We start from the raw sequence: 23,160 nt of genomic DNA, 5'->3' as shown, positions 1-23,160 counted from the left end.
ACTTGGTATTAGATTTCATTTTACGCCTATAAATATCCATATAAATATTAATTATGGGCGGGGAAGCAAGTAACACCATATCCTGGAAACATTAATTAAATATTTAGCATGGAGAAAATAATGACGAAAAATAATAAATCACGACCTTTAAAATATCTGGTAACCTCAAGTCTGTGTGTGCTTCTGGCCTCTACTTCGGCGTATGGGGTAATAACCCCAATACAGGAGAATACTATAGCAAAATATGTCCTTAGGGAACCTGAGAAGTCTGCTAAGGAGATAGCCCACCAAATAAGTAAGAACCCTAACGATATGCAGCAGCTGAACTACATGGAAAGTGAGCGCTTGGAACAACTCATTAAGGAATATCATAACTCGTGTATGCTAAACAAACAAAATATAGAAACAGCTGGGGCAGTAGCACACGCTCCAACAACACGCAAAACAGGTTTCTTGTCTAAAACATTAGCCAAAGCTAAGTCGTCAGTCACACAGCAAACTAATATAGCTGGAGTACCAGCTATAGGTACACCGCTAGCTCCCGGAAATACAGCTCAACCTCAACAAGAAAAGAGGCCTCAAGATTCACCTACAGCAAATACCGCCCCTAAAATCGCTACAGCTTCAAGCTCAGGTGCTTCTACTTCGGTTTATGAGGGAAACCCAACGCGGGATGCTATTATAGCAAAACATATAACAAAAAATCCTGGTAGTAGTGTTGAGTATATAGCCCAGCAAATACGTAAGGACCCTGATAGTTTGGAGCAGTTTGGCATAATAACTAATAGAGACTTCCAACAACTCGTTAAGGAATATAATCTGTCGAGTCAGCAAGTAGGAAATCAAAATGTAGGTGCAGCTGTGAGAGGAGGGCAAGCTTCAACATCAGGTGCAACAGCTTCAGATATAGCTAAAAATAAACAAGGAAATAGTAGGCCTGCAGCGCTCCCCCCTTCACCGCCAGTGGAACGTAAAATGGCACAAGCTAGACTGGATTCAATACCGGAAGAGCAGAGGGCACCTATACAGCTAACTTCATCAGGTACAGCACCTAAGCCTTTAGCAGCTTCTACTTCGGCTTATGGTGTGCTCTCTACGGAGCAGGAAAACGCTATAAAGAGTACAAGGGAAGATTTTCCACAATACGATGAGGTAGGTATAGCGACGGCAATATGGACCGATCCAGAATATGACTCCCTATTTCATAGTGATAAAGAAGTCCTGAAGGCAGTGCAACAATATAACGCTACTAAGTCTTCTTCTCCCGTTAGAGCAGCTAATGCAGGTACATCTAAAGTTAACTCAATCGAACAACCAACTAAAACAGCGGAAGGGTCAGCTAACGCTACCCTGTCTACAAAAGATACAGCTGAAGCTAACACAGTAGTTAGGCCTAGAGTGCCACCCCTTCCAGCGCTAGGGGCACCTAAAGGGGCAACAGCTTTCCCTGAACACGGTCATCTAGATTCAACTTCAGCTGATGCGGGTACATCTAAAATGGCTACAAAAGAGATAACTCGTGTTGTAAAAGAAGAGAAGCCGAGAATATCGCCCCCTCCAACGCCGAATGGTACTAATGGTAAAAAAAATCTAACCCCGCCACTTATAAAAATTACTGATGCAGATGGAAAAGATGTAAGTAAGCAAGAATCCAATTCACCTCCTTTATCTCCAACTTTAGCAGAGGTAACACCTAATTTAACAAAGTCAATAGATAGCCTAACTACCGCCACCCGTAACATCGATCTAGGTGCTTCTAATTCAACTATAAAGAAGCAGCGTTCACCTGACTCAGTTGTTAATACTGATACGGAGAGGAATAAGGTATGGTTCACTAGCCATGAAGCAGCTGAGATAATGACAGAAAAGGTGGATCAGAAAATGGAGCAGCATCTAATGCCAATACACAATGAGCACAAAGAGTTACGCACTGTGCAGAAAAAATTCAGTGACCGCTTAACCGCCGTTGAAAAGTCAATTCAGTCTTTCGAAGAGCAGCAATTAGCTATAGATGAGCAATTGGTCAAGTTAAGAGCTGACTCCTCTCAAGAGAATGGTAACGTTCAAACAGCATTAAATGCGTTAGGGCGAGTATACAAGAAGTTAGCGCATGAAATTGCAGAAATAAAAAAGCAATCTGCAGAGTTAAAACATGCGATAGTTTTAACCCCACAATTTATCAGTGAGCAAGAAGAGTTAAATCTAGCTAACCAGAATACAGCACAACACGTCGAAGAGCTCCAAACACTAAAAAGTGAACAGAGTGCAATAAAACAATCCCTAGTAACATTAGAGTACGATCTAAATAAGGTAGAACAGGAATGTCAAAAAGAACTAAATAGGATACAGAATCAATGGGTATCCCAACAATCTGTCCCTGTAATAAAGGTGCTAGGAGTTGAAAATATTGGAACTCAAACTATAGAAGAGAATATGCGGTCTGAAACAGATACAGTACCTAAAACTCCAATCAAAGGCATTCTACGTGCAAATAGTGCTCCTTCTTTACCTAACAAACATATACATTCTCCATATCCAAAATTTGTATCTTGGGGTGAGAAGAGGGATGATGATACCGATAGCTACCGTGAGCATCACCAAGCTCTGACCAGCAATGCCCAAACTGCGCAGAAAAATTTAGAAGTTGCAAGACAAGCTTTAGAAAATGAAGAGCAGAAGAAATTGGACGAGTTAGCTTTAATAATTTTACCAAATAAAATACAAGAACGGGAACAGGAAATTTTGGCTAGCAGTTCATACCAACAAGCAAGACAAGTATATAAGAAAGCGCAACAAGCAGTGCATAAAGCACACACAGCTCTACAGGAATTTTATGGTAACAATCCTTCTTCTGGGTCTTTACAAGCAAAACAAAAGCAAGAACCAATAGAAGCTGCAACTCACTCTAGTACTGCTATAAATGGTATAGGCGTGATTAGTGCTAACTTAGCTTCCATGCACGCAAAGAGCAAACAGGCTGATGCAGACTATAGGTTGGCTGAAGCAGATTATAGCAACCATGAAAGGAATTACCAGCAAGCTAAAGCAGCTTATAATCAAGCATGTACAGAAGTGAAAAATGCAAAAGTTGCTTTCGTACAAGGAGATGCGGATCAAATGCAATTAAAAGTTGCATTAGAAAAGCAAAAGCAAACCAAATTGCTATCAATACAATTAAAGAGCGATCAAGACCAAGCTCGCACTCAAGAGCGATCTGCATGGCAAGCTCGAAGTCAAGCTATAAAAGCAGAACAACAACTGCAAAATCTAGATCGTGATCTTCGAGCTCAACTTAAGGGAGGTTCTAGTACAAAAATTCAGTCAGTTAAAATTGTTCCAACACGATTGGAATCTGCAGAGCAGGATGTAGTACACGCTAACAAACGATTAGAAACTGCACAAGCCACATCAACGCGGACGCAATCTCCTTATGATACTTTAACCGCTCTGGACCATTTAAGAGCTGCAGGCGAGATTGTTGACCTCGCTAATACACAATTCTACAACGCAAAACGCGAACAAGAGGCAAAAAATGCTCTAGAACAAGCTGGAGAGCAGGTAAAAGTAGCAAAACTCGCAACTGCACAAGTCCATGATCTATACTCTGCTGTAACAGCATCAAGACTAGAAGAGGCTGCACGCAATGCGGTAATATTCGCTACAGCCCAATTACAAAATATACCTATTGATACTGTGGATGCATCGATAGATTCAAAGACATCAAATAATAGGCGTAAAAGAGTAGTGAGTCTAAATTCAGATATGCAAGTAAATGGAGCACAGGAATCGAACAGCCAGCCAATGTTAACAGTTCCAACACGATTAGAAGTTGCAATACAGGACCTAGAGCAAGCTAAACAACAATTCGCAACTTTAAGTAGTAACACACCATCTTCACTTCAGTCTCCACACGATGCTCAAATCACTGAAAAACAGTTAGAGACTGCACAGCGTACTTTACAACGGGCCGAAATACAACTTCGTATTGCAAGCCAATTACAGGGGGCAAAAAATGCTTTAGAACAAGCAAAAGCAGAAGAGGTATTAGTAACAGATCTGGCAGTAGCAACCCACTCTCTAAACTCTAGAGATCTACTAACCTCCCGCTCATTAGACGAGGCACACAACAACGTAGTACAAGCAGAAAAAGTAGTACAAAAGCTCCAAAAAATACAAGACAAACATGATGCAGCAGTAGAGGCTCAAGTAGAAAAATTACGAGCTATCACAGTAGTTCAAGAAGATGATAATATGCTTGGTCATGTTGGAAGGATCTTGGGAGAAGATGATCAAGATGTACTGGAAGATCCAGATGCACCACGTAACAGGCGTCCAAGAGCAGCTCCAGCAGCGCCGCCTGGGAGAGCTGCGAATCAACCAGGTGCAGCCCCTGCAGCTAACCAGCAAAACCCAACGAATGATCAAGTAGCCGCTCAAGATCAAGCAGACGCTCAAGCCCAAGCTACAGCAGATGCAGACTCTCAAGCTAAAGCTATAGCAGATGCAGATGCTAAGGCTAAAGCCGCAGCTCAAGCAGCCGCCGATGCAGCAGCGCAAGCTAAGGCGCAGATAGAGGCAGCTGAGAAAGAGCAAGCTCAAAATATTGTTAAAATGCATACACCAGTGGGGTCAAATTCAATTAAAGTAGGTGTTGATTCTATCCAAAACAGACTTGGCTCATTTGTCGAGCAAACCCTGGTAGCTGCTGGTGATGAGCCGGATAGTTTACCTAAAGGTGTGTGGATTAGCGGAGTGTATGGCAATAGTAAACAAGGCACCACGCCTAACAACGCTAAGTATAACGCCACTCATTTTGGTCCAACTATTGGGGCGGATGTAAATATTAATGATAATAATATTGTCGGAATTGCCTATAGCTATATTTTAAGTAATTACAAATTTAAGGATAACTTAAATAGAAAGCTAAATGCTAAAAGCAATGTTATATCCCTATATAGTCATTCTCAAATTAATGAAGATATTATATGGGATAATATTTTATCTGTCAGCTTTAGTAAGGTGAAAGTAAAAGATTTGGGGTTAAATCCTGGTACCAGCTCACAAGTCAACGGAAAATATAATAACACGGCTTATAGGTTAGATACCAAGCTTGGTTATAGAATTCCAACTGATGATAAGAGTTTCAGTATAATACCTTATATTGGACTTGGGATCGGGCACTCTAAAGATAGTAGCTATACTTTAGGTAAAGTGGCGGTGGATGCGAAATCCGAATCACCAGTGGCAGGCGTTATTGGCGCCCAGATAGCTAAGAAGTACCGGGTTTCAGAAACTACCACCATTACCCCGGCCCTTGATTTAGCGATAGAGAAGAATTTCAACAATAAAAACAAAGTAGTAAAAGCTAAATTTGTTGGAACGAATGAATATTTCCCAACGCAGGCTTATAAAAAATCCAAAGGCTTAGAATATAATATTGGTGCTAGCGTGCTAGTTAACCATAAAAATATTGATATAGGAGTTGGTTATAATTGTAATCTGCAAAAGAAATATCAGGCTCACCAAGGTTATCTAAAACTAAAAGTGGCGTTATAAATCTTCTATATACTGCTCGCATCTGAAGAGTTGATAGACGATAGAATCAAAATCAAGATAGTAGCAGGAGCAAAAGGGTCAAGGAGCAAAAGCAGTACATATTAGTACGTTGCTACCTTGAACCCTGAAGACGACAACGCAATTCTTGATTTTCATCGAGTATATATCCACTATGATTTTGTAATTGTTAATCAAACATTACAAAATCAAGTTGATATACCTTAAACAAAATGTTCCCTCTATTACCTTCAAACCCTCCCTCTACTGTTAGAAGGCTCTGTAGTTTTATTATTAAAAAATGTTTTTACAAAATTTTCCCCTATTATCGCGCCAGCTTCTAACCCTGTTTTTGTCTTATCAAGCTGGGCCAAGATGCTAGCGGGCAGAAAAGTTTTAGTATTACTTTTAATTAAGTTTCCAACATCTGCGATTATTTTTTGACCGCCAGGCAGAGTTTCAACTTTATCCTTGATGAGCTTCTCAAGTTTAAATAAACTTGTTACAGCTATACAAGTGTCCTTTATCCTATCATAAATATTGTGTTTTGGGTCTAATGCTCGATGAAAATTTTCTTTGATCTCAACAGAAGCTTTGGTAATAGAATTGTTTAACTCTTGATCGTTGCCCAGGATGTTGTTCAGAATCTTCTTAATTTCTTTAGTTAATATATCTATTACTTCCGTTATTTTATTAGGAGAACTAGCTGCAGATGATTGTATAAACTCCTGCGATTTAAAAAGCTCTATTAATTTTTTTCGGTTGCATTTCTGCAACTCTTCCAGAGGTAAGTGGGGTTCTGCTATCTGCACGGGAGTATATACACCTTTTGTTTCCTCCGATAGCTCGACAATTTGTTTTACAGTTTGGTATTTTTGTTGAAAGCTTTTATCGTTTTTTATATCGGAGATTTGCGTGTCCAGCGTTTTTGCTTTATTGTGCCAGCGTTCTTGTATTTTTGTTAAAGATTCCGAAGTAAAAGCACTTTTTATGCGATCTACTAATGGCTCAAGGATACTATCTCTCCCCACTTTAACCACTAGCGCCACTATAGGCATATGGGTCGCTAGTAGGGCAATTAAAAAGTGATCTATAGCATCAATTATTTTTTTTGATGCATCAGGATATAGACTATCTAGCATTTGTTGAAACTTTATAATGGAGTTGATCACTTTTATTAGCAAATCTAGAAATTCAGTTTCAAGTAATAATGCTTCTTTTTTTATTTCTTCTTGCTCTCTAAGATATTGTGCTAATTTCTCTATATCAGGTCGTAGGTTTTCTTCAAAAGCCTTAATGATGTTTTGGGAATATTGTTCCTCTGGTGAATATAACAATGTGTCTTTTAGATATGTAATTTTGTCCTGTAATCTTTTAATATCATCAGAAAAATTTTTTATTTTTTTATTGATATCATCTAAGATACGCATAGAGTGAGCAGATGATCCAAATGCGGAATGATTGTTACTCATAATTAAATATTGATTTTAAGTTTAAATTTTAAATTATTTTATATATTTTCGTTAATAAAAGCTATAGTTATATTGCTCTTACGGTCGGTTTTTGCTATGGTAAGTGCTTGCTTTATCACAATAGGAATAGCATTTATAAAAACAAAAACATTTTTAAGATTTTTGTATTATTACCGGTTCTTATATCATAAACATTTTAAAAAGCCTAATTATGAAGAGATTGATTTACCTTATTATTATTTTTTTATTTCACCCTTCTGTTTTCTCTATAGAATTGCAAGAAGCTTTAACTACTGCATATACTAAAAACCATGAGCTCCAACATATTAGAACCAATTTTTTAATTGAGATCGAACAGTTCTCGGCAGCGTTCTCTGGTTTTTTACCTAAAGTGGCATATCAGATTAATCTTGAACATACTAAAGGAAAAGTGATAGGTCGATATAGTGAAGATCCTAGTACTAGAGAGAAGGCTCGTAGTACTCAAGGAACTCAGAGTCAGCAAGGAGCTTTCATACTAGAGCAACCTATATTTAGTGGGGGCAGTAGTGTGGCAGAGTTGAAGGCAGCGCAATCTGCGTTTAGGGCAGCAAGGGCTAAGTATTATGCTGGAGAACAAAAAGTATTATTAGATTTAATTACTACCTATATTGGTTGTTACGAAGCAAAAGAAAAGTATAATATTGCGGCAATTAGTGTAAAAATTAATAAACAGCAGTTAGAAACAATTGATGAAAAGCTCAAATTAGGGGAAGCAACCTTAGTGGATATAGCTGCTGCTAAAGCTGGTTTGGCAAAGGCAGAAACTGCAGAACTTACTGCATATGCTAATTTACAAGCAGCAAATGCTAAGTTTGCTGAGGATTTTGGTATAGAAGTAGAGGATGTGACAATGCCGCAGTTGCCCGATAATATACCTAGCACCAAAGAGGCTTTAATGCAAAAAGCTATAAATATAAATCCTAATATCGATAGAACAAGGCATGAAGTTAAAAGCCTTAAAGCTAGCGAACTCGCAGCTAAAGCTGACCTTTTACCTAAAGTAAGTTTCAAGGTGCAAACAGGTAAGATTAATTATGACCATCAAGATCGTTATAATAATAAAGTAAATAATAGAAGTGTTACCTCAACTTTGTCAGTAAATATTCCTATTTACTCGCAGGGAGTTGAATATTCAAGAATTAGAAAGGCAAAAAACAACACTAGGAACACTGTAATTCAATTAGATAATACAATTAAACAAGTGCAAACAAATGTTGTGAGAAGCTGGGAAGGATTTGCCGCCGCTAAATCCAAGATTATTGCGGCAACGCAAGGGGTAGAAGCCAGCCAGATAGCATATGATGGAGTAATGCAAGAAGAAATAGTGGGCTCTAAGACAGTCTTAGATGTTTTAACAGCAGAAGAGAATTTATATAAGGCGAAACTATCAAAAGTTGATGCTCATAAAGAAGAAATTTTAGCAGCTTATCAGATCAAATCATTAATTGGTGAATTGACCGCAAGAAGCTTAAAATTAAATGTCAAATATTTTACTCCTGAAGATGCACTTAAATCGTTGAAGAAAAAGCTAGTTATCGGTTCGTAGGTTATGAATATGGAATGTACAAAAAATCTTGATATGTCTGTTGAAGAGATATTAAAGTCTATTAAAGAAGTAATTAATAATCACAATTCTCAAGATAATGACGATATATTGGAACTAACTCATATAATCGACAATAAAACAGTTTTAGACAACACCAAAAAACTTCCTCAGAGCTTATGCAATGATTTAAATAGCAAAAACTCTCAAACAGTACCAGAACCTTTAATATCAAGGAAAACTGGCGTAGACACTACTAATATCTTGCAAAATTTTTCCAAAATAGCTGGGGAAAGGGAAGAAAATACTACGGACTTTAAGGCGAAAATTTTAGAGGATTTGATAGTTGAGTTATTACGTCCACAGTTAACTAAATGGCTGGACCAGAATTTACCGCTTTTAGTAAAGCAACTGGTAGAACAAGAGATCCAAAGGTTAATGCCAAATAATCAAAAATGATTCTATACTCGTCAGCTTTCAAGTACCCTCATTTTATTGGCTAAAGGGAACGCCTTGCTATTTATTATTGTCTTATGGTAAAATTGAAATAAAGCTTTCTATTTTATTTCTTAAATCTTAGTAAAAACTTGAAAATTGCTTTCCTAATTCTTTAAGTTTTTGCAGTATATAATAAAAATATAATGTAGGAATTAGAATGTATATTACTTTAGGGGTAAAAAGTAAAAACATAAATATTCTAAAATTATTAGCTAAATTCAGCTTGAATAAATCTATACTAATAATTTTAATAGCTATGTTCCTATTTATTAACCGTGCTGATTCTGCGCTGCCTCCTCTTCCTTCAGATTTACCTGAAGCAGAAAATTCTAAACCTACCAACAAGCAATCCTGGTTTGAAAAAATTTTTAAGACTAACAAATCTGACTCTCCTACAGTGCAGGCAAGAAAGCAAGAAACAGCCGAGCCTTCTCCTGATAATAATATAGAATCAGTAGAACCTATCATTGATTTAGGTGATAAGAAATTGCCTATTTTAGAAGGGGGGAGTACGCCAGAAGAACGAAAAGCTATTAGACAAGTATCTGAGCCCTTATATAACACAAATTCCATTGACTATATTAAAAAAGATCAACAAAATATTGATAATTTGGTTCCTTCGCTACCTGTGGGTTCTAAGCATAACGTGGCACCTTCTTTATCATCACCGCTCCCTCCTGATGCCTTACCTGTTCTTCCATCTGTGCTCAATAATGCCCCAGATAACCCTCAGCAAGTTGAGGGAGTAGAGGGAGCGTCCCCTACAGCTCAATCTGCTACTAAGGACAATATGCCAATTACTAAGGTACCAGAACAACAAAAAGTTCAGGAAAACACCAACCTACCTAAGGCAGATAAAGAAATATTGCCACAGCTAGATAATAATCCAACTCAACAGCAACAAGCTCCGAAATTAGTAATCCCGTCTACATCTCAACCTGCTACTAAGGACAATATGCCAGTTACTAAGGTACCAAAACAACAAAAATCTCAGGAAAGTGTTAACCCTAAGGCAGAAACTTTATCTTCTTCGCCTCCTGCAGCTATTGCTCCTGGTCTAATCATGCCTGAGTCCGTGCCAGGTAAGGTACCAGGCAATATTGATGTGAAAGCAGGAGAGGTCAATTCTACACCCACTACTCCCCTGCAGCTCAAAGATACTATAATTAGTAAACCAGAGGAACATACTCCTATACCAGTATTTGTAAAAGAGAAACAACAAATTGATGAAGGGGACCAAGATATTCAAAAGAAAAAGAGCACAGAAGCAGGAAGAGAGGAAAGCAATAAACAAGAATCAGCACATAAACCTACCTTATTAGATAGTACTGCTTCTCACGTAAATAAGGGGGTTGATAATACTAATTCTGAAGAAAATACCAAGGAATTAGCGCTCTTTATTACAAAAGAAAGACAAATGCTATTAGATGTAGAAGATGATGACGTAGTACTAGGGGTACTTACGGAAGAAGCTCGCATAGGAGAACCAATGGATATCCGAACATTTATTACTATATTCCGGCCAATTTACGAACGACAGAAACGAGAAGTACAAAGAAAAAAGATAGATAATTTTATTAATCATTATAGCCTGTATTTCCGTTTTAACAAACGCCCTATTAACAATAGTATTTTATTGGACAACGCTTTTGAAGCTATTAGAACAAATAACTTGATTGCCTTAAAGGCTATATTAGATTATTACCCTATTTTACAAAAACAGGGAATGGATGATGATACACTTTTGCATGCAGCAGCTGAACTAGGCAACTATTATATAGCCAAATTTTTGATTATTCGTGGTATAAATATGAATATTTTAGATAAAGAATGTAGAACAGCGTTAGAAGTGACGAATAAGTATGAGAATATAGCTTGTATAATAAGGCAAGCTATGGGATCCCAATAGACTGAGACTCTGAGATGGTAATGATACAAAGCTAGGTATGGCTTATTGTCATTTTGTTGTGCTTTATTAGGTAGTGAATAAGCTCCTCAATCACACCATTTTTGATATTATTAACAATATTATCTTTGTTTTTTTCTTGAATGACCTGGCTTTTGGTGTGATCAGTTTTGACTGATTTGATATAAGCAAAATAGGCAATATCTTGAGATTGAAAAACAGGAGTGGCAGATTTAGGAGTAGTTTGAAAAATTGATAATAACAAATCTTCAGGCAAGTGTTTATTATCCCGCAACTCAGACCGGATAAAATGGGCTGCTTTATTAATAGCTATTCCAGGAATAGAGATTTTTTTACCTAAGACATAGTCAGTAGCAAGAGCTTGTATTTTTTGAAGATTATAATCCTTTAAATATTCTTCCCTCCATAATTTTTTTAATTGCTCTTTTACCAAAGCAAGTTCTTGGATTTGATTTGGTTTAATCTCTTTAATTGCCACTAATATAAAAGAATCTTTTTCTTCTAGGGGATATGACAGTTCTCCATCTGTTAGTTTAAAAATACTATCAGCATTTTGTGAAATATCAGGATTCTTAAGGGCTTCACTGTAACTTATATAGTTCATGTTGTGTAGAGGTAATTTATATTTCTTGGATATTTCTACTAAATTTGAGCCAGCTGCTACTTCATCTCCTAACTCTCTTATGAACTGCTGGAGCAATATATCAAATTGCTGTTTTTGTAATAATTGCTCCACTTGTTTTTGTACTTCACTAAAATTTTTATTATTAAATTCCTCTTTATTAGCAAGATAGAAATTTAACAATTCTTCCTGACTAATATGAATTTGTTTTGGTAAGATATCATTGGTTATTTTTATATAAGCTATACTGCGTTGTTCTGGTAATGCGAATAAACTCTTATTTTTTTGGTACAAATCTTCTAGCTGCTCTTGAGTAGGAGCCGGGATAATTAAGCCTTTAGGTTGTTGTTTCAAATTAATTTGTAGAAGATCCACCTCTCTTATTTCCGCCATATAATTCACAATATTTTGTACCATCACATTAGGTACTGGTAAGTTTTCTAAAAAAATACTAATCACGGTATTCTTTAGGATTTGTTCTTTCACTTCTGCTAAATATTTGGCTTCATTAATATAAGAATTTTTTAAGAAATTTTTAAATAAATTTATGTCAAATAAACCTTGTTGATTTTTAAAATCAGGCGCTTCTTTGATAAATTGCAACATAGTATTATTTGATAGATCTAGATCATAGTAACTAGCTAAGTAATTCAAAATATTATTATTGATAAGTTTTTTGAGAATCAAATCATCCAGGTGTAATTGTTTTATATCTTCCTCATTCAGAGCTACCTTTGTTTGACTTTGAATGATACGTATTTGTTCAGATTTGGCTTTCAAGAAATCATCTTGACTAATATTTGAGGCATAGGTAAATTTCACTAAGTCAAAATTCTTATTAGATTGTAATACATCTTTTATTCCCCAACCAACAAAGGCAAATATAATCATGCCAAGCAGAATTTTCATTACAAAACTATCGGCAGTTTTTCTAATATTATTTAGCATAAATTATACATTATTTATTTAGAGCTCATTATTCTTTAACGTCTTCACAAAATATTAAGACAGACTAAGTCAAATTAGTAAACCTTTACTAAAATAGTTCTGTGCTTTAATATCTGCAAGTTATTTTCTCTACTTATGAGTAATTTTATGACAAAGCTAATCATTGCTAATTGGAAAATGAATTTGAGTTTAAAGGATTCATTTGCATTTTGTATTAATCTCTCTGCTCTACAATATGATAATACTCTTATTATCGCACCTCCCTCTCCTTATCTTGCGTATTTATCGGATAAATTTAAATCACTTACATTTTGCGCGCAAAATGTAAGCAGGTATGAAGGACAAGGCAGTTATACGGGAGAATATTCTAGTTTACTACTTAAATTGAGTAATATTAATTATGCTATTGTGGGGCATAGTGATAGGAGGAATTTATTTAATGAAACCAATGAAGTAATAAAACAGAAAGTAGAGAAATGTCTGCAGGTGGATATTACGCCTATTATTTGTATTGGTGAGGATTTGGAGGCAAGACAAAACAAACATTATCAAGAATTTTTATTAACTCAGCTTACCGAAACGTTACCGAATAATTATAAGTTTCTAAATAAGAATAAAAATATCATAAGTGCCTATGAACCAATTTGGTCTATAGGCACTGGTAATCTTCCCATAAAAGAAGAATTAATAGAAATATTTATGATTATCAATTCATTTCTTCAAGAAAGCCAAGTTGCAAATAATTTCCGGTTGGTGTATGGTGGTTCTGTTAATTTAGCTAATACCAAAAACATACTAAATATACCATATATTGATGGAATTATGGTAGGGAGAGCTTCTCTTAATCAACAAATCTTATTTAAAATGTTAAATCATAGGTGTTTATAGATGATAAATATATTACTTTTTATTCATATTGTAATAGCAGCACTATTAATCATAGTAATATTAATGCAAAAAACTGGGAATGATGGTCTTAGCAGTATAGGAGGCAATAATATGGGTGTTATGGCTGGACGAACTGTAGTGAATTTTTTAACTAAAACTACAGTAGTATTGGCAATTTTATTTATAATCAATGCTATTATTCTGGCGAATCTTTCTTCTAGAAAAAACCCCAGTATCATTGAACAAATTGATACTAAGCTAGAAAACACTAGTTTACCGATTGCTAAATAGTAGGAAGAATTGCAGAATAAATGTTTTTAGGTCAAACTTAAGCTAATGCAAGGAGGTATAAAAATGCAACAAATAATTACCCTGAACAATATGAAGATTGCTAATACACTACCATTTGTCCTTATTGCTGGTCCTTGTCAGATAGAGAGCTTAGAACATTCCTTATTTATGGCTAAAAAACTAGTTGCTCTTACTTCAAAGCTGCAGATCCCATTTATCTATAAATCATCGTTTGATAAAGCTAATAGAACTTCAGTAAATGGTAAAAGAGGGGTTGGTCTTGATCAAGGATTAGAAATTCTAGCTAAAATAAAAGGAGAATTTAATTGTCCTATACTTACTGATATCCATACCGAAACTCAATCTATCGCTGTGGCAGAAGTTGCAGATATACTACAAATTCCTGCGTTTTTATGCAGGCAGACAGATTTACTCCACGCTGCAGCAAAAACTAATAAAATTGTGAATGTAAAAAAAGGCCAGTTTCTTGCACCATGGGATATGAAAAATGTCCATGCTAAGCTTGAAAAATTTGGGGCAAAAAATATTATGCTTACGGAAAGAGGTGCAAGTTTTGGCTACAATACATTAGTATCAGATATGCGTAGTTTACCGATTATGAAGGAAACTGGCGCCCCAGTAATTTTTGATGCTACGCACTCTGTGCAACAACCTGGAGGTAGTGGAACAAGTAGTGGTGGGGAAAGAAAATACGTCGAAATCTTTGCAAGAGCAGCAGTGAGTGTCGGGGTTGCTGGCATTTTTATGGAAGTGCATCAAGATCCTGATAATGCTCCAAGTGATGGGTCATGCATGATAAAATTAGATAATTTAGAGGGAATATTAACCTTATTGCAAAAATATGATTATTTAACTAAAGACAACTTATAAAAACGTTGTAGTATAGATATACTCCTACGATTTGAAAAGTTGGTATATTCTTCGGCTTTCAAGAGTTGTTTTTGCATTTTATCGGGGTTTTGCGTGCTCACGTACAAGTGTACGTTCCGCGTGCCTACCTACCGCTTAAAATAAAATCCAACTCTTGAAATCCATTGAGTATAGATGATTGAATCAACTTCAAGAAGCGTTAGGCAGTAGCAAAGCCTGAAGGAATGCAAGCAGTACTATATACGGTACGTGAAGCACCTTGCTAGCTTGAGGACACGTGTAAGTTCGCCAATTCTTGAAGTGCCTAGAGTATCATGCATATTTTCCCTAAAAAGCTGGTTATTTCCTCAAATTATTATCAACAAATTTTATTAATATTGAAACAAGGCGGAGGAGCAGCTAGGGTTGTTGGAGGAGCAGTTCGAGACGCAATTTTGAATCACCAAAATTATGACATTGATATAGTAACCAATTTATTACCACAACAGACAATAAAAATTTTAAGCAAGTCCAATATTCAAGCCCTGCCTACAGGAGCTAAATATGGTACAGTTACTGCTTTTTTAAATAAAGAAAAATTTGAAATTACCACTCTTAGAAAAGATGTCCAAACTGATGGGCGATATGCTAGCGTCATGTTTACCGATGATTTTTTCCAGGATGCTGCTAGGCGAGACTTTACTATTAATGCATTAAGCTATTGCCCATTTGAACATAAAGTTTATGATTATTTTAATGGGTTACAAGATCTACAGGAGTCGAAAGTCAGATTTATAGGACAAGCATATAAAAGAATTCAGGAGGATTGCTTACGAATATTGCGATTTTTTCGCTTTTCATGTTACTATGCTAAACAGTTAGATAGTAACGGGTTAAATGCGTGTGTTGAGTTGAAAGAAAATCTAAGGTTTTTATCTAAAGAGCGCATAAAATGGGAAATGGATAAACTACTTATTGCAGTTAATAGTCCTAATATTTTACAACAAATGTTTAATGTAATGATCTTACAGTTAATATTTCCTATTACTAAATTTGATCAAACAATTTTGTTAAGGGCTATTACTCTTTCTAAGCAAATAGGTGGTCTTAAATTATATCACATATACTCATTATTATTTTACCATATTCCCAACTTGCAGCTACGTGACTTACTAGATTTAAAATTTTCGCGACAAGAAGCAAGCAAAATTATTTCTATGATTAAGCTCATTAATACTGAACTTTTAGCAGTGAATACTCATATACTAAGAAAAATTTGGTTAGAGAACAGTGATTATTTGCAGTGTATTAATATTTTAGTAGCTCTTGATAAATTAGAATTAAGAGTAGCGCAAAAATTCATTACGGACTACTCTTTATTAAAACCGCGTCCCATATTTCCATTAAATGGGCATGATTTGCATATACGAAATATTCATGGTAAAGTTATTGGTAATTTAATAGACAGATTAAAGAAATTATGGATAGATAGCGATTTTATGTTAACTAGGGAGCAATTACTTAACATGTTAGAAAATGAACATGAAAACTATTATTAGTATTTTTATTTTGTTATTTCATTATCAAGGCTTTGCAGATCAAGGTAAAATCAAAATTGTTACTAGTATCACTCCGCTTGCTGCTATTATCGCAATGTTAGTTAAAGAACAAGCAGAACTTGTTTCTATTGCGAATAATAGTGGCTGCCCACATCACTATAATTTAAAACCTAGCGATTTAACAAAGGTACGAAATGCTGATATCATATTCCACATTAATGAGCAGTTTGATGGCTTCATAGGAAAATTAATGAATGGTTATAGTAAAAATGTGATTAAAATTAGTGATTTTCCAGGTTTAAATATTGTTAAAAATGACTCTTATAATAATTGGCATATTTGGCTAGATTTAGATAATATCATAGTCTTATTAGAGCAAGTGGCTAAAATATTAGTAGAACAATTCTCTGGTACTAATATATATATTCATAATAATTTAGAAGAAGCAAAAAAACAAATAGAAATACTGCGTCAAATTAAAAAAGAGCGGTTATCTTTACTCTCAGATGTGATTTTACTTACCGATAGTGTGGAATATTTTTTTGCTGATCAAAAGTACCCTATAACAAGGTTATATAATTCTAACCAAAAAAGTCTTAAATATATAAGTAATATTGAACAAATATTAAGCACTTCTAATAGTAAATGCTTAATAATAAGCTCTGACCAAAATGCATTGATTTATAACAATCTTAATGCTAATACAATAACAATTGAAAGTGAAAATTGGCAAGTAAATAAAATCAATGAGAGGTTATTTTATCAGCAATATTTTAAAATGATTAATCAAGTAGCTAAATGCTTAAATTATTAAACCCTCATTATTTTAGTAAGTTAGTACAATTTATGGCTCCCATATTAGGGGTAGCAATGTTGTTAATAATGGGCATGGGGATATATCAAGCTTTAATAGTTTCTCCTCCTGACTATCAACAAGGTGAGATGGTGAGGATAATGTACATCCATGTGCCTTCTTCGTGGATGGCTCTAGGGGTTTATACTTTTATGGCTATTTGTAGTCTTATTAATATCGTATGGAAAGTGCGATTGTCATTTTTAATGGCGGTGGCAAGCGCGCCTATTGGGGCAACTTTCTGCCTGATTAGCTTAGTTACAGGCTCTTTGTGGGGTAAACCTATCTGGGGTACTTGGTGGGTCTGGGATGCTAGGCTTACTTCTATGTTAATATTATTTTTACTATATTTGAGCTATATAGTAGTTGTAAATAGTGATGATAATATAAGGCGCAGTGAAAAACCAGCATCAGCAATTGCGATAATTGGTTTTATTAATATTCCGATAATCAAATTCTCCGTAAATATTTGGTATAGCTTACATCAGCCCGCAAGCATTTTAAGGTTAGATGGCCCTACTATCCATAAATCTATGTTATTACCATTAATGTTAATGTTTATAAGTACTATCTTATATTTCTTACTGGTTTTTGGATTAAGATGTAGCCTGTTAATAGCAAATCTTAAGGAACAAGAAAATTCATGACTTATGTAGTTACTGATGAATGTATAAAATGTAAATACACCGATTGTGTAGAAGTATGTCCGGTTGATTGCTTTTATGAAGGAGAATTAATGTTAGTAATTAATCCTGAGGAATGTATTGATTGTGGGGTATGCGAGATTGAATGTCCAGTAAATGCTATAAAAGCTGAAGCAAAAGAGCTAATTGATTGGGTCGAGCGCGCTAAATTTTTTTCTAGTCAATGGCCAAATATTACTGTCAGGAAGGCCGCATTTCCTGGGGCAGAGTATTATAAGGGTGAAAAAAACAAGTTTGAAAAATATATGACTTAATAATTATTAACTAAATAGTGTGATTTTTGCAACAGCTCAGCTTATTTGCTGAGTTGATTAATGATATATCTAATTTTTTATTTTGATAAGAGTAATATCATGCTATATATAATCGGGTTAAAGTGGCCAGTGGAATCTAAGAGAAATTTTTTGTTTCGCAGGTGTTGTTGAAAAGAGTTGTGAGCTCTTATTTTATCATTAAGGAGAAATAAATTATGAAAAAATTACTTTTAATCGCAACCATCAGTACTACACTTTTTACCTCTACTATCTCGTTTGCTGAAGAAAATGAGTTTTATGTTAAAGCAGAGGCTGGGGCAACCTTTCTCAATAATATAAAAGATAAATTTTTTAATACAAAGATGAAATCTAAAGCTATTGGGGTTTTTGGCCTTGGCGCTGGTTATTATGTAATGGAGAATGTGAGGACTGATTTGTCCCTTCATTTTCTTGCTAATCCTCAATTTAAAAAATCTACTGGTGGAAACTGGGTCAACAATTCTGTAAAACATAAAGGGAAAGTAATGACATTATTATTGAACGGTTATGTTGATTTATTTGATGGAGGAGTAGCGAAATTATTTGCTGGGGCAGGTATTGGTTGGTCTCAAGCAAAGGAAAAAATTGAGGGTCTTGTGAGTGGGGTCACAAAGAAATATTCTACTAAGAAAGCAAATAATTTCGCTTATCAGTTAACTATAGGTGCTGCTGCTGAGGTAACTGAAGGGGTCGCAGCCGAGCTTTCATATAGATGGAGCGATTATGGAAAAACTAAAAAAGTAAAAGAAGAACAGCAGCTAGGTAACACTAGTTATAAAGGACATAACGTGATTCTTGGGGTAAAATTTGATATATAATCTATTAATAGGTTATGTCACATCTGAAAGAAAATATATCAAATTTTTCCTAACTTTTCTAGCTAAACAGGCTGGTATGTGTTAAATGTTAGTGACGATAGAGTAAAAAAAATAGGTGATTACTTATATTTGAGAAATTAAAGTACTAATGTTTATTAAAGTTTTTATTTAATAACAAATATTTAAGGAGAAATAAATTATGAAAAAATTACTTTTAATTGCAGCTACAAGTACTGCTCTTTTATCTTCTGTTTCAGCATTAGCTTGTGATGGTTGTGAACCTGAAGTAAAAGTAATGCCAGTCGCTACAGTTACCACTGTTACAACTGAAAACCAATTTTATGGCAAAATTGAAGGTGGAGTAACATTTTTAGATGGAGCTAAAGATACCTTCTTTAAAGTGAAGATGAAAGGTAGACCTGCGGTAGGTTTTGGTGTTGGCGCAGGTTATTACATCATGGATAATTTTAGAACAGATCTAACTTTTCATATGCTAGCGAACCCAGCATTTAAAAAGTCTTTTGACCCAAACGGTAGAGCGTTATCTGTAAAACATAAAGGTAAAGTGTTATCTGTATTACTCAATGGTTATGTTGATTTATTCGATCTTAATGGTGCCAAAATCTTTGCTGGAGCTGGTCTTGGTTGGGCACAAGTAAAAGAAAAAATAATCCTACAAAGCGCAGGTAACGCTCCTGTTAGCAAGTCTAGCAAGGTTAAGAATAATTTAGCTTATCAATTATCTCTTGGTGGTTCGGTAGATCTAAATGAGACTATAAAAGGGGACCTTTCTTATAGTTGGAGAGATTTTGGTAAAACCAAAAAGATATTAGAAGGCGGTAGGGAAAACGGTAAAACTCCGTACAGAACTCATAATATAACACTCGGCTTAAGATTTAGTATGTAATTTTTTTTAGAACTCCCACCTAAGTTCGAGGTAGTTTACTATATCGAACTTAGCGGGATTGAAATTATTATATATATTCCTAACTACATAAATTTAATAGTGACCTAAGTAACCAATATACTAGCTATGATCATATTCAGAAGTTAATAGGTCATCACATTTAAATATCTCATGAATGGTAAAGGTAAAAATATTGATAAGGTTGTGATCAAGCAATTCTTTAGAATCTTGAAATATAATTTTATCTTTATCAATTTAAAAATATTAGACTTGCTGCGAGGTAAAAATTTAGTTAGTATTGATAATTTAAGCTTATTTTTGCAGAAATTGGGAAAATAAAACTCACACAAGATCTGTAGAATAGCAAAGCACGATGTTTTCTTTATTGTTGTAACCTTTTCAATTCTAACCTTAAATATTTTGAATGTTTCGCAGCAGGTCTATTAAAGCTCTTAAAGAGAATATAGATGGTTACTTTATGAAAAAACAAGAACTAACATTATCAATCTTTTTCCTTAATGCTTAAGTCCATTATAATTGTGTAATACCATTTCCAAAACTAAATTAGCACTAGGAGTACGAGGGTCGGCTACCTGCGCGTAAATACTAGTATGTGAGGAGTAGAAGATCATGAAGTACGACGAACGTAGATAATTAGTTTTCGGAAATGGTATAATATAGTATAGGGTGAGCCTTTATTTTGCTTAGGCAGTTTGGGTTGATGTACTCATGTAACATTCAACACCTAGCTCTTCCTTTAATAACAATTTATGGTATATTCAGTTGCGTTCCAGTACAGCTTTTTTTATTGTATCAAGGATTTTAGAGCTATGCACATGTACTAGTATGTCACACTACTGGACAAAAATAGAAGATGGTTGAAAAAGTACAAAAATTGTTATCTGCTAAAGCTCGTTTTTAGCAATTATTATCTCAAATAATAACATTTTGTACTTAAAATAATATGTTTTTTTAACCATTTTCTATTTTTGTCCAGTAGTGTGACTAGTATGTACACAACGCGTTCCTACCGCTGGAAAATCAAATCCAATTCTTGAGATCAAGTGAATATATACACTAATATAGAGATAAATAGTTAAAAGCATCATTGAGCAAGTTATGTTCTCTCAATTATTTCTTTAATAGTCACTTATGAACCTTGACACCAGAATTAACTTTATATATATTTCCACCTGTATATTACCATTGCTTCAATATTATTGTTCAGTTTAATGGTTGACAATTTCTGGGGGTGTAGCTCAGCTGGTTAGAGCGTCTGCCTGTCACGCAGAAGGTCGCGGGTTCAAGTCCCGTCACTCCCGCCAAAGACTTATTAGGGTTTCAGGACTTTTCCAATTTCACTAAAAAATCCATATGTGTTCTATATGTGTTATCCAAGTTAAAATTCCTGACATATAACATCCTAAAAAGTCCATCTCTAACTGGTCTACAGAGGGAGGTTATATGACGGAAATTTTAACTTTTCCCTCCACTTTTGTCGATAATCGTGATACTATCTTTTACAATGTAGTTGACAATTTCATTCCATATGAGTGGCGAAATCTTACTAACAATTATGGCAAGCGATTAAGTATCACCGCTCGTCAACTTTTGTCGTTGATAGTTTCTCGCCTACAATTTGATAACAAGAGGGATAAGCAAGTAGAAGAATTACAGGAAGGCTATCTTTTTTTCCAGCAAAAGCTAGGAGTTGGTCAAAGACGGGTAAGGCAATGTCTATTAGAACTAAAAGACAGTGGTTTGATTGATTTTTATTCAACCACTCTGATTATACGTAATATGAGATGTCCTCATATTCAATGTATCAAACTTCTTAAAAATTTTGTCAGTTCCCGTAAAACTAATTATCACTCTAATCAACAAGAATTTTTAAAACAAACTGAAACAAACCATAACTCAATAGGTCAGAATATTCAGCCTAACCCGCAAAAAATTTCAGGTCAACCTGAAAAAAATTGCACCTCAACTGAAAAAATTGAAAAAAATTTTTTTCCACTCAATATAATAGATAATAATATATTTATATCTAGATATGGCAAAAAAAAATTTTTGAAGAAAATTGTGGACAAAGTTTGGAAGAGAGTAAATCAACGGAAGAGCAAAGTTTACAATCGGAAGCAACGGTAAGTTCAGTAAGTAAGATACTACCGTTAAATTCTAGCGATGATTGTGGGGAAAATAAAAAAAATTGTGAACAAAACTGGGTAGAAGGTAAGTCAACGCAAGAGCAAAACTTTCAATCAGAAGGAGTAGTAAGTTCAGTAAGTAAGATACCACCCATAAATTCTAGTGATTCCTCTCCAATCAGCGATTCAGGCAGTGAGTCAGACTCTGACTTAAAAGATGATGATGCAGGTAGTGGTGGGGTTAATCAACAATCTTGCCACAAATTGGCTGGTGTGATTAGCAAAATTGCCAGCAAGGTTAAAGGTTGGGGTTTGCCTCAGAAGTTAGAGGAGTTTCACCCATTGACTGAAGACGATGGCGATGTGCTAAGAATGAGATCAGGCCGTGACTTCAAATTGAGTTTTATCAACAAGTTGTTGATGAGACTAAGCGAGCAACGTCCCAATAATTACTTTCGCAATAAGCAAGCCGTGCTAAGTTACATGACTTTGGCTTTGATGCATGAAATGCGTCAACCGGCTTTGGCAAATAACGAGAGCTTTAACTTCAAAATGGATGATACTACTAGGACTAGAGAGAGTTATTTGCAGAAGGTAGAAGCGAGTCTAGACACTAGTCCAACAAATCAACTAAAATATAAGATTGCTGGAGTCTTTGAGCGTGATACTGCCTATAAGTTGCTGACTAGTTGTAGTTTCTTAGGGGTCTTTGGCGATGCATACAGGATTAAGCTAACACAGGATATTAGCTTGCTTGAGCATGAAAAAAGCAAATTATTCAATCAAGTACAAGCGGTATACGGCAACAAGGTACAGCACTTGGAGATTATTAACAAACAAACTACCACAACTACCGATAAATCAAAATCAAACTATTTAGGACTAAGCCAGCTAAATCCACAGTCAGTGTGGTACAAAGTACGGCAATATTTACTGGAATCTTATGGTGAATTTGTTGATAAAGCATGGTTTAGCCAGTTAGAAGTGGTTGAAGAGGATATGAGTTGCAAAAAAATCATTCTCAAGCCAGCAACAGCCTTTATTGGTGATTACATTAAGCAGAAGTATGGTATGGATATAAGGCATGCTTTTAACAGTCATAATTTTACTTTTGAGTTTATAAAAGTTGATAATGGTGCAATGGCAATTTAGAAAGATAGCACTTAAAGCTATTTAAAGCATATTTATAAGAGGATTATAATTTTTAGCTAGAAAAGAAGATATT

Annotated in this window: 17 protein-coding genes and 1 tRNA gene; 16 read left to right on the top strand and 2 right to left on the bottom strand. The window is 35.0% G+C overall.

Annotated elements, in window-relative coordinates:
• Positions 1-120: 120 nt before the first annotated feature.
• A complete protein-coding gene (locus ACFELV_RS04155) occupies positions 121-5,556 on the top strand; it encodes an autotransporter domain-containing protein (protein ID WP_375326882.1) in 5,436 nt (1,811 codons plus the stop codon).
• Positions 5,557-5,804: 248 nt separating this feature from the next.
• Here the strand turns inward: ACFELV_RS04155 and ACFELV_RS04150 are convergent, their stop codons facing one another.
• Positions 5,805-7,025 (bottom strand): hypothetical protein, encoded by a 1,221-nt coding sequence (locus ACFELV_RS04150; protein WP_375326881.1) that lies wholly within the window; start codon positions 7,023-7,025, stop codon positions 5,805-5,807.
• Positions 7,026-7,236: 211 nt separating this feature from the next.
• Between ACFELV_RS04150 and ACFELV_RS04145 the strand changes: the two genes are divergently transcribed.
• From ACFELV_RS04145 to ACFELV_RS04135, 3 genes are all read left to right on the top strand, one after another.
• Positions 7,237-8,613 carry a TolC family protein gene (locus ACFELV_RS04145; protein WP_375326880.1) on the top strand — a complete coding sequence of 459 codons (1,377 nt, stop codon included), beginning with the start codon at positions 7,237-7,239 and terminating at the stop codon, positions 8,611-8,613.
• Positions 8,614-8,622: 9 nt separating this feature from the next.
• Positions 8,623-9,069 carry a DUF2497 domain-containing protein gene (locus tag ACFELV_RS04140; protein WP_375326879.1) on the top strand — a complete coding sequence of 149 codons (447 nt, stop codon included), beginning with the start codon at positions 8,623-8,625 and terminating at the stop codon, positions 9,067-9,069.
• 196 nt (positions 9,070-9,265) lie between these two features.
• On the top strand, positions 9,266-11,017 hold the full coding sequence (locus ACFELV_RS04135; protein ID WP_375326878.1) for a hypothetical protein: 1,752 nt from the start codon (positions 9,266-9,268) through the stop codon (positions 11,015-11,017).
• Between the two features lie 31 nt (positions 11,018-11,048).
• Here the strand turns inward: ACFELV_RS04135 and ACFELV_RS04130 are convergent, their stop codons facing one another.
• Complete coding sequence (locus ACFELV_RS04130; RefSeq protein WP_375326877.1) at positions 11,049-12,605, bottom strand: peptidylprolyl isomerase; 1,557 nt, start codon at positions 12,603-12,605, stop codon at positions 11,049-11,051.
• A gap of 147 nt (positions 12,606-12,752) precedes the next feature.
• Here ACFELV_RS04130 and ACFELV_RS04125 point away from each other — a divergent pair, with 147 nt between their 5' ends.
• The 12 genes from ACFELV_RS04125 (at position 12,753) to ACFELV_RS04070 (ending at position 23,087) form a co-directional block, all read left to right on the top strand.
• Positions 12,753-13,493, top strand: a complete 741-nt coding sequence (locus tag ACFELV_RS04125) for a triose-phosphate isomerase (RefSeq protein ID WP_375326876.1) — start codon at positions 12,753-12,755, stop codon at positions 13,491-13,493.
• Positions 13,494-13,784 carry a preprotein translocase subunit SecG gene (secG, locus tag ACFELV_RS04120; protein ID WP_375326875.1) on the top strand — a complete coding sequence of 97 codons (291 nt, stop codon included), beginning with the start codon at positions 13,494-13,496 and terminating at the stop codon, positions 13,782-13,784.
• 63 nt (positions 13,785-13,847) lie between these two features.
• Positions 13,848-14,675 carry a 3-deoxy-8-phosphooctulonate synthase gene (gene kdsA, locus ACFELV_RS04115; RefSeq protein WP_375326874.1) on the top strand — a complete coding sequence of 276 codons (828 nt, stop codon included), beginning with the start codon at positions 13,848-13,850 and terminating at the stop codon, positions 14,673-14,675.
• A gap of 377 nt (positions 14,676-15,052) precedes the next feature.
• Positions 15,053-16,213, top strand: a complete 1,161-nt coding sequence (locus ACFELV_RS04110; RefSeq protein WP_375326873.1) for a CCA tRNA nucleotidyltransferase — start codon at positions 15,053-15,055, stop codon at positions 16,211-16,213.
• The gene (locus ACFELV_RS04105) at positions 16,197-17,027 is read left to right on the top strand and encodes a metal ABC transporter solute-binding protein, Zn/Mn family (RefSeq protein ID WP_375326872.1); all 831 of its coding nucleotides are present in this window, start codon (positions 16,197-16,199) and stop codon (positions 17,025-17,027) included. Before ACFELV_RS04110 ends, ACFELV_RS04105 begins: the two co-directional genes overlap by 17 nt.
• A complete protein-coding gene (locus tag ACFELV_RS04100; protein ID WP_375326871.1) occupies positions 17,012-17,713 on the top strand; it encodes a heme ABC transporter permease in 702 nt (233 codons plus the stop codon). The genes ACFELV_RS04105 and ACFELV_RS04100 overlap by 16 nt, the downstream gene beginning before the upstream one ends.
• The gene (fdxA, locus tag ACFELV_RS04095; protein WP_375326870.1) at positions 17,710-18,024 is read left to right on the top strand and encodes a ferredoxin FdxA; all 315 of its coding nucleotides are present in this window, start codon (positions 17,710-17,712) and stop codon (positions 18,022-18,024) included. The genes ACFELV_RS04100 and fdxA overlap by 4 nt, the downstream gene beginning before the upstream one ends.
• A gap of 215 nt (positions 18,025-18,239) precedes the next feature.
• The gene (locus ACFELV_RS04090; RefSeq protein ID WP_375326869.1) at positions 18,240-18,881 is read left to right on the top strand and encodes an outer membrane protein; all 642 of its coding nucleotides are present in this window, start codon (positions 18,240-18,242) and stop codon (positions 18,879-18,881) included.
• A 199-nt stretch (positions 18,882-19,080) separates the two neighbouring features.
• Positions 19,081-19,788, top strand: coding sequence for an outer membrane protein (locus ACFELV_RS04085; RefSeq protein WP_375326868.1), 708 nt, complete (start codon positions 19,081-19,083; stop codon positions 19,786-19,788).
• Positions 19,789-21,036: 1,248 nt separating this feature from the next.
• A tRNA-Asp gene (locus ACFELV_RS04080) sits at positions 21,037-21,113 on the top strand.
• Positions 21,114-21,252: 139 nt separating this feature from the next.
• Positions 21,253-21,936: a hypothetical protein gene (locus tag ACFELV_RS04075; protein ID WP_375326867.1), complete on the top strand. Its 684-nt coding sequence runs from the start codon at positions 21,253-21,255 to the stop codon at positions 21,934-21,936.
• Positions 21,882-23,087 carry a DnaA N-terminal domain-containing protein gene (locus ACFELV_RS04070; protein WP_375326866.1) on the top strand — a complete coding sequence of 402 codons (1,206 nt, stop codon included), beginning with the start codon at positions 21,882-21,884 and terminating at the stop codon, positions 23,085-23,087. The genes ACFELV_RS04075 and ACFELV_RS04070 overlap by 55 nt, the downstream gene beginning before the upstream one ends.
• Positions 23,088-23,160 lie beyond the last annotated feature (73 nt).

Source organism: Candidatus Tisiphia endosymbiont of Nemotelus uliginosus, from assembly GCF_964264835.1.
In the GTDB taxonomy this organism is placed as follows: Bacteria; Pseudomonadota; Alphaproteobacteria; order Rickettsiales; family Rickettsiaceae; genus Tisiphia.
This window is presented reverse-complemented; position numbering and strand designations above follow the sequence as displayed.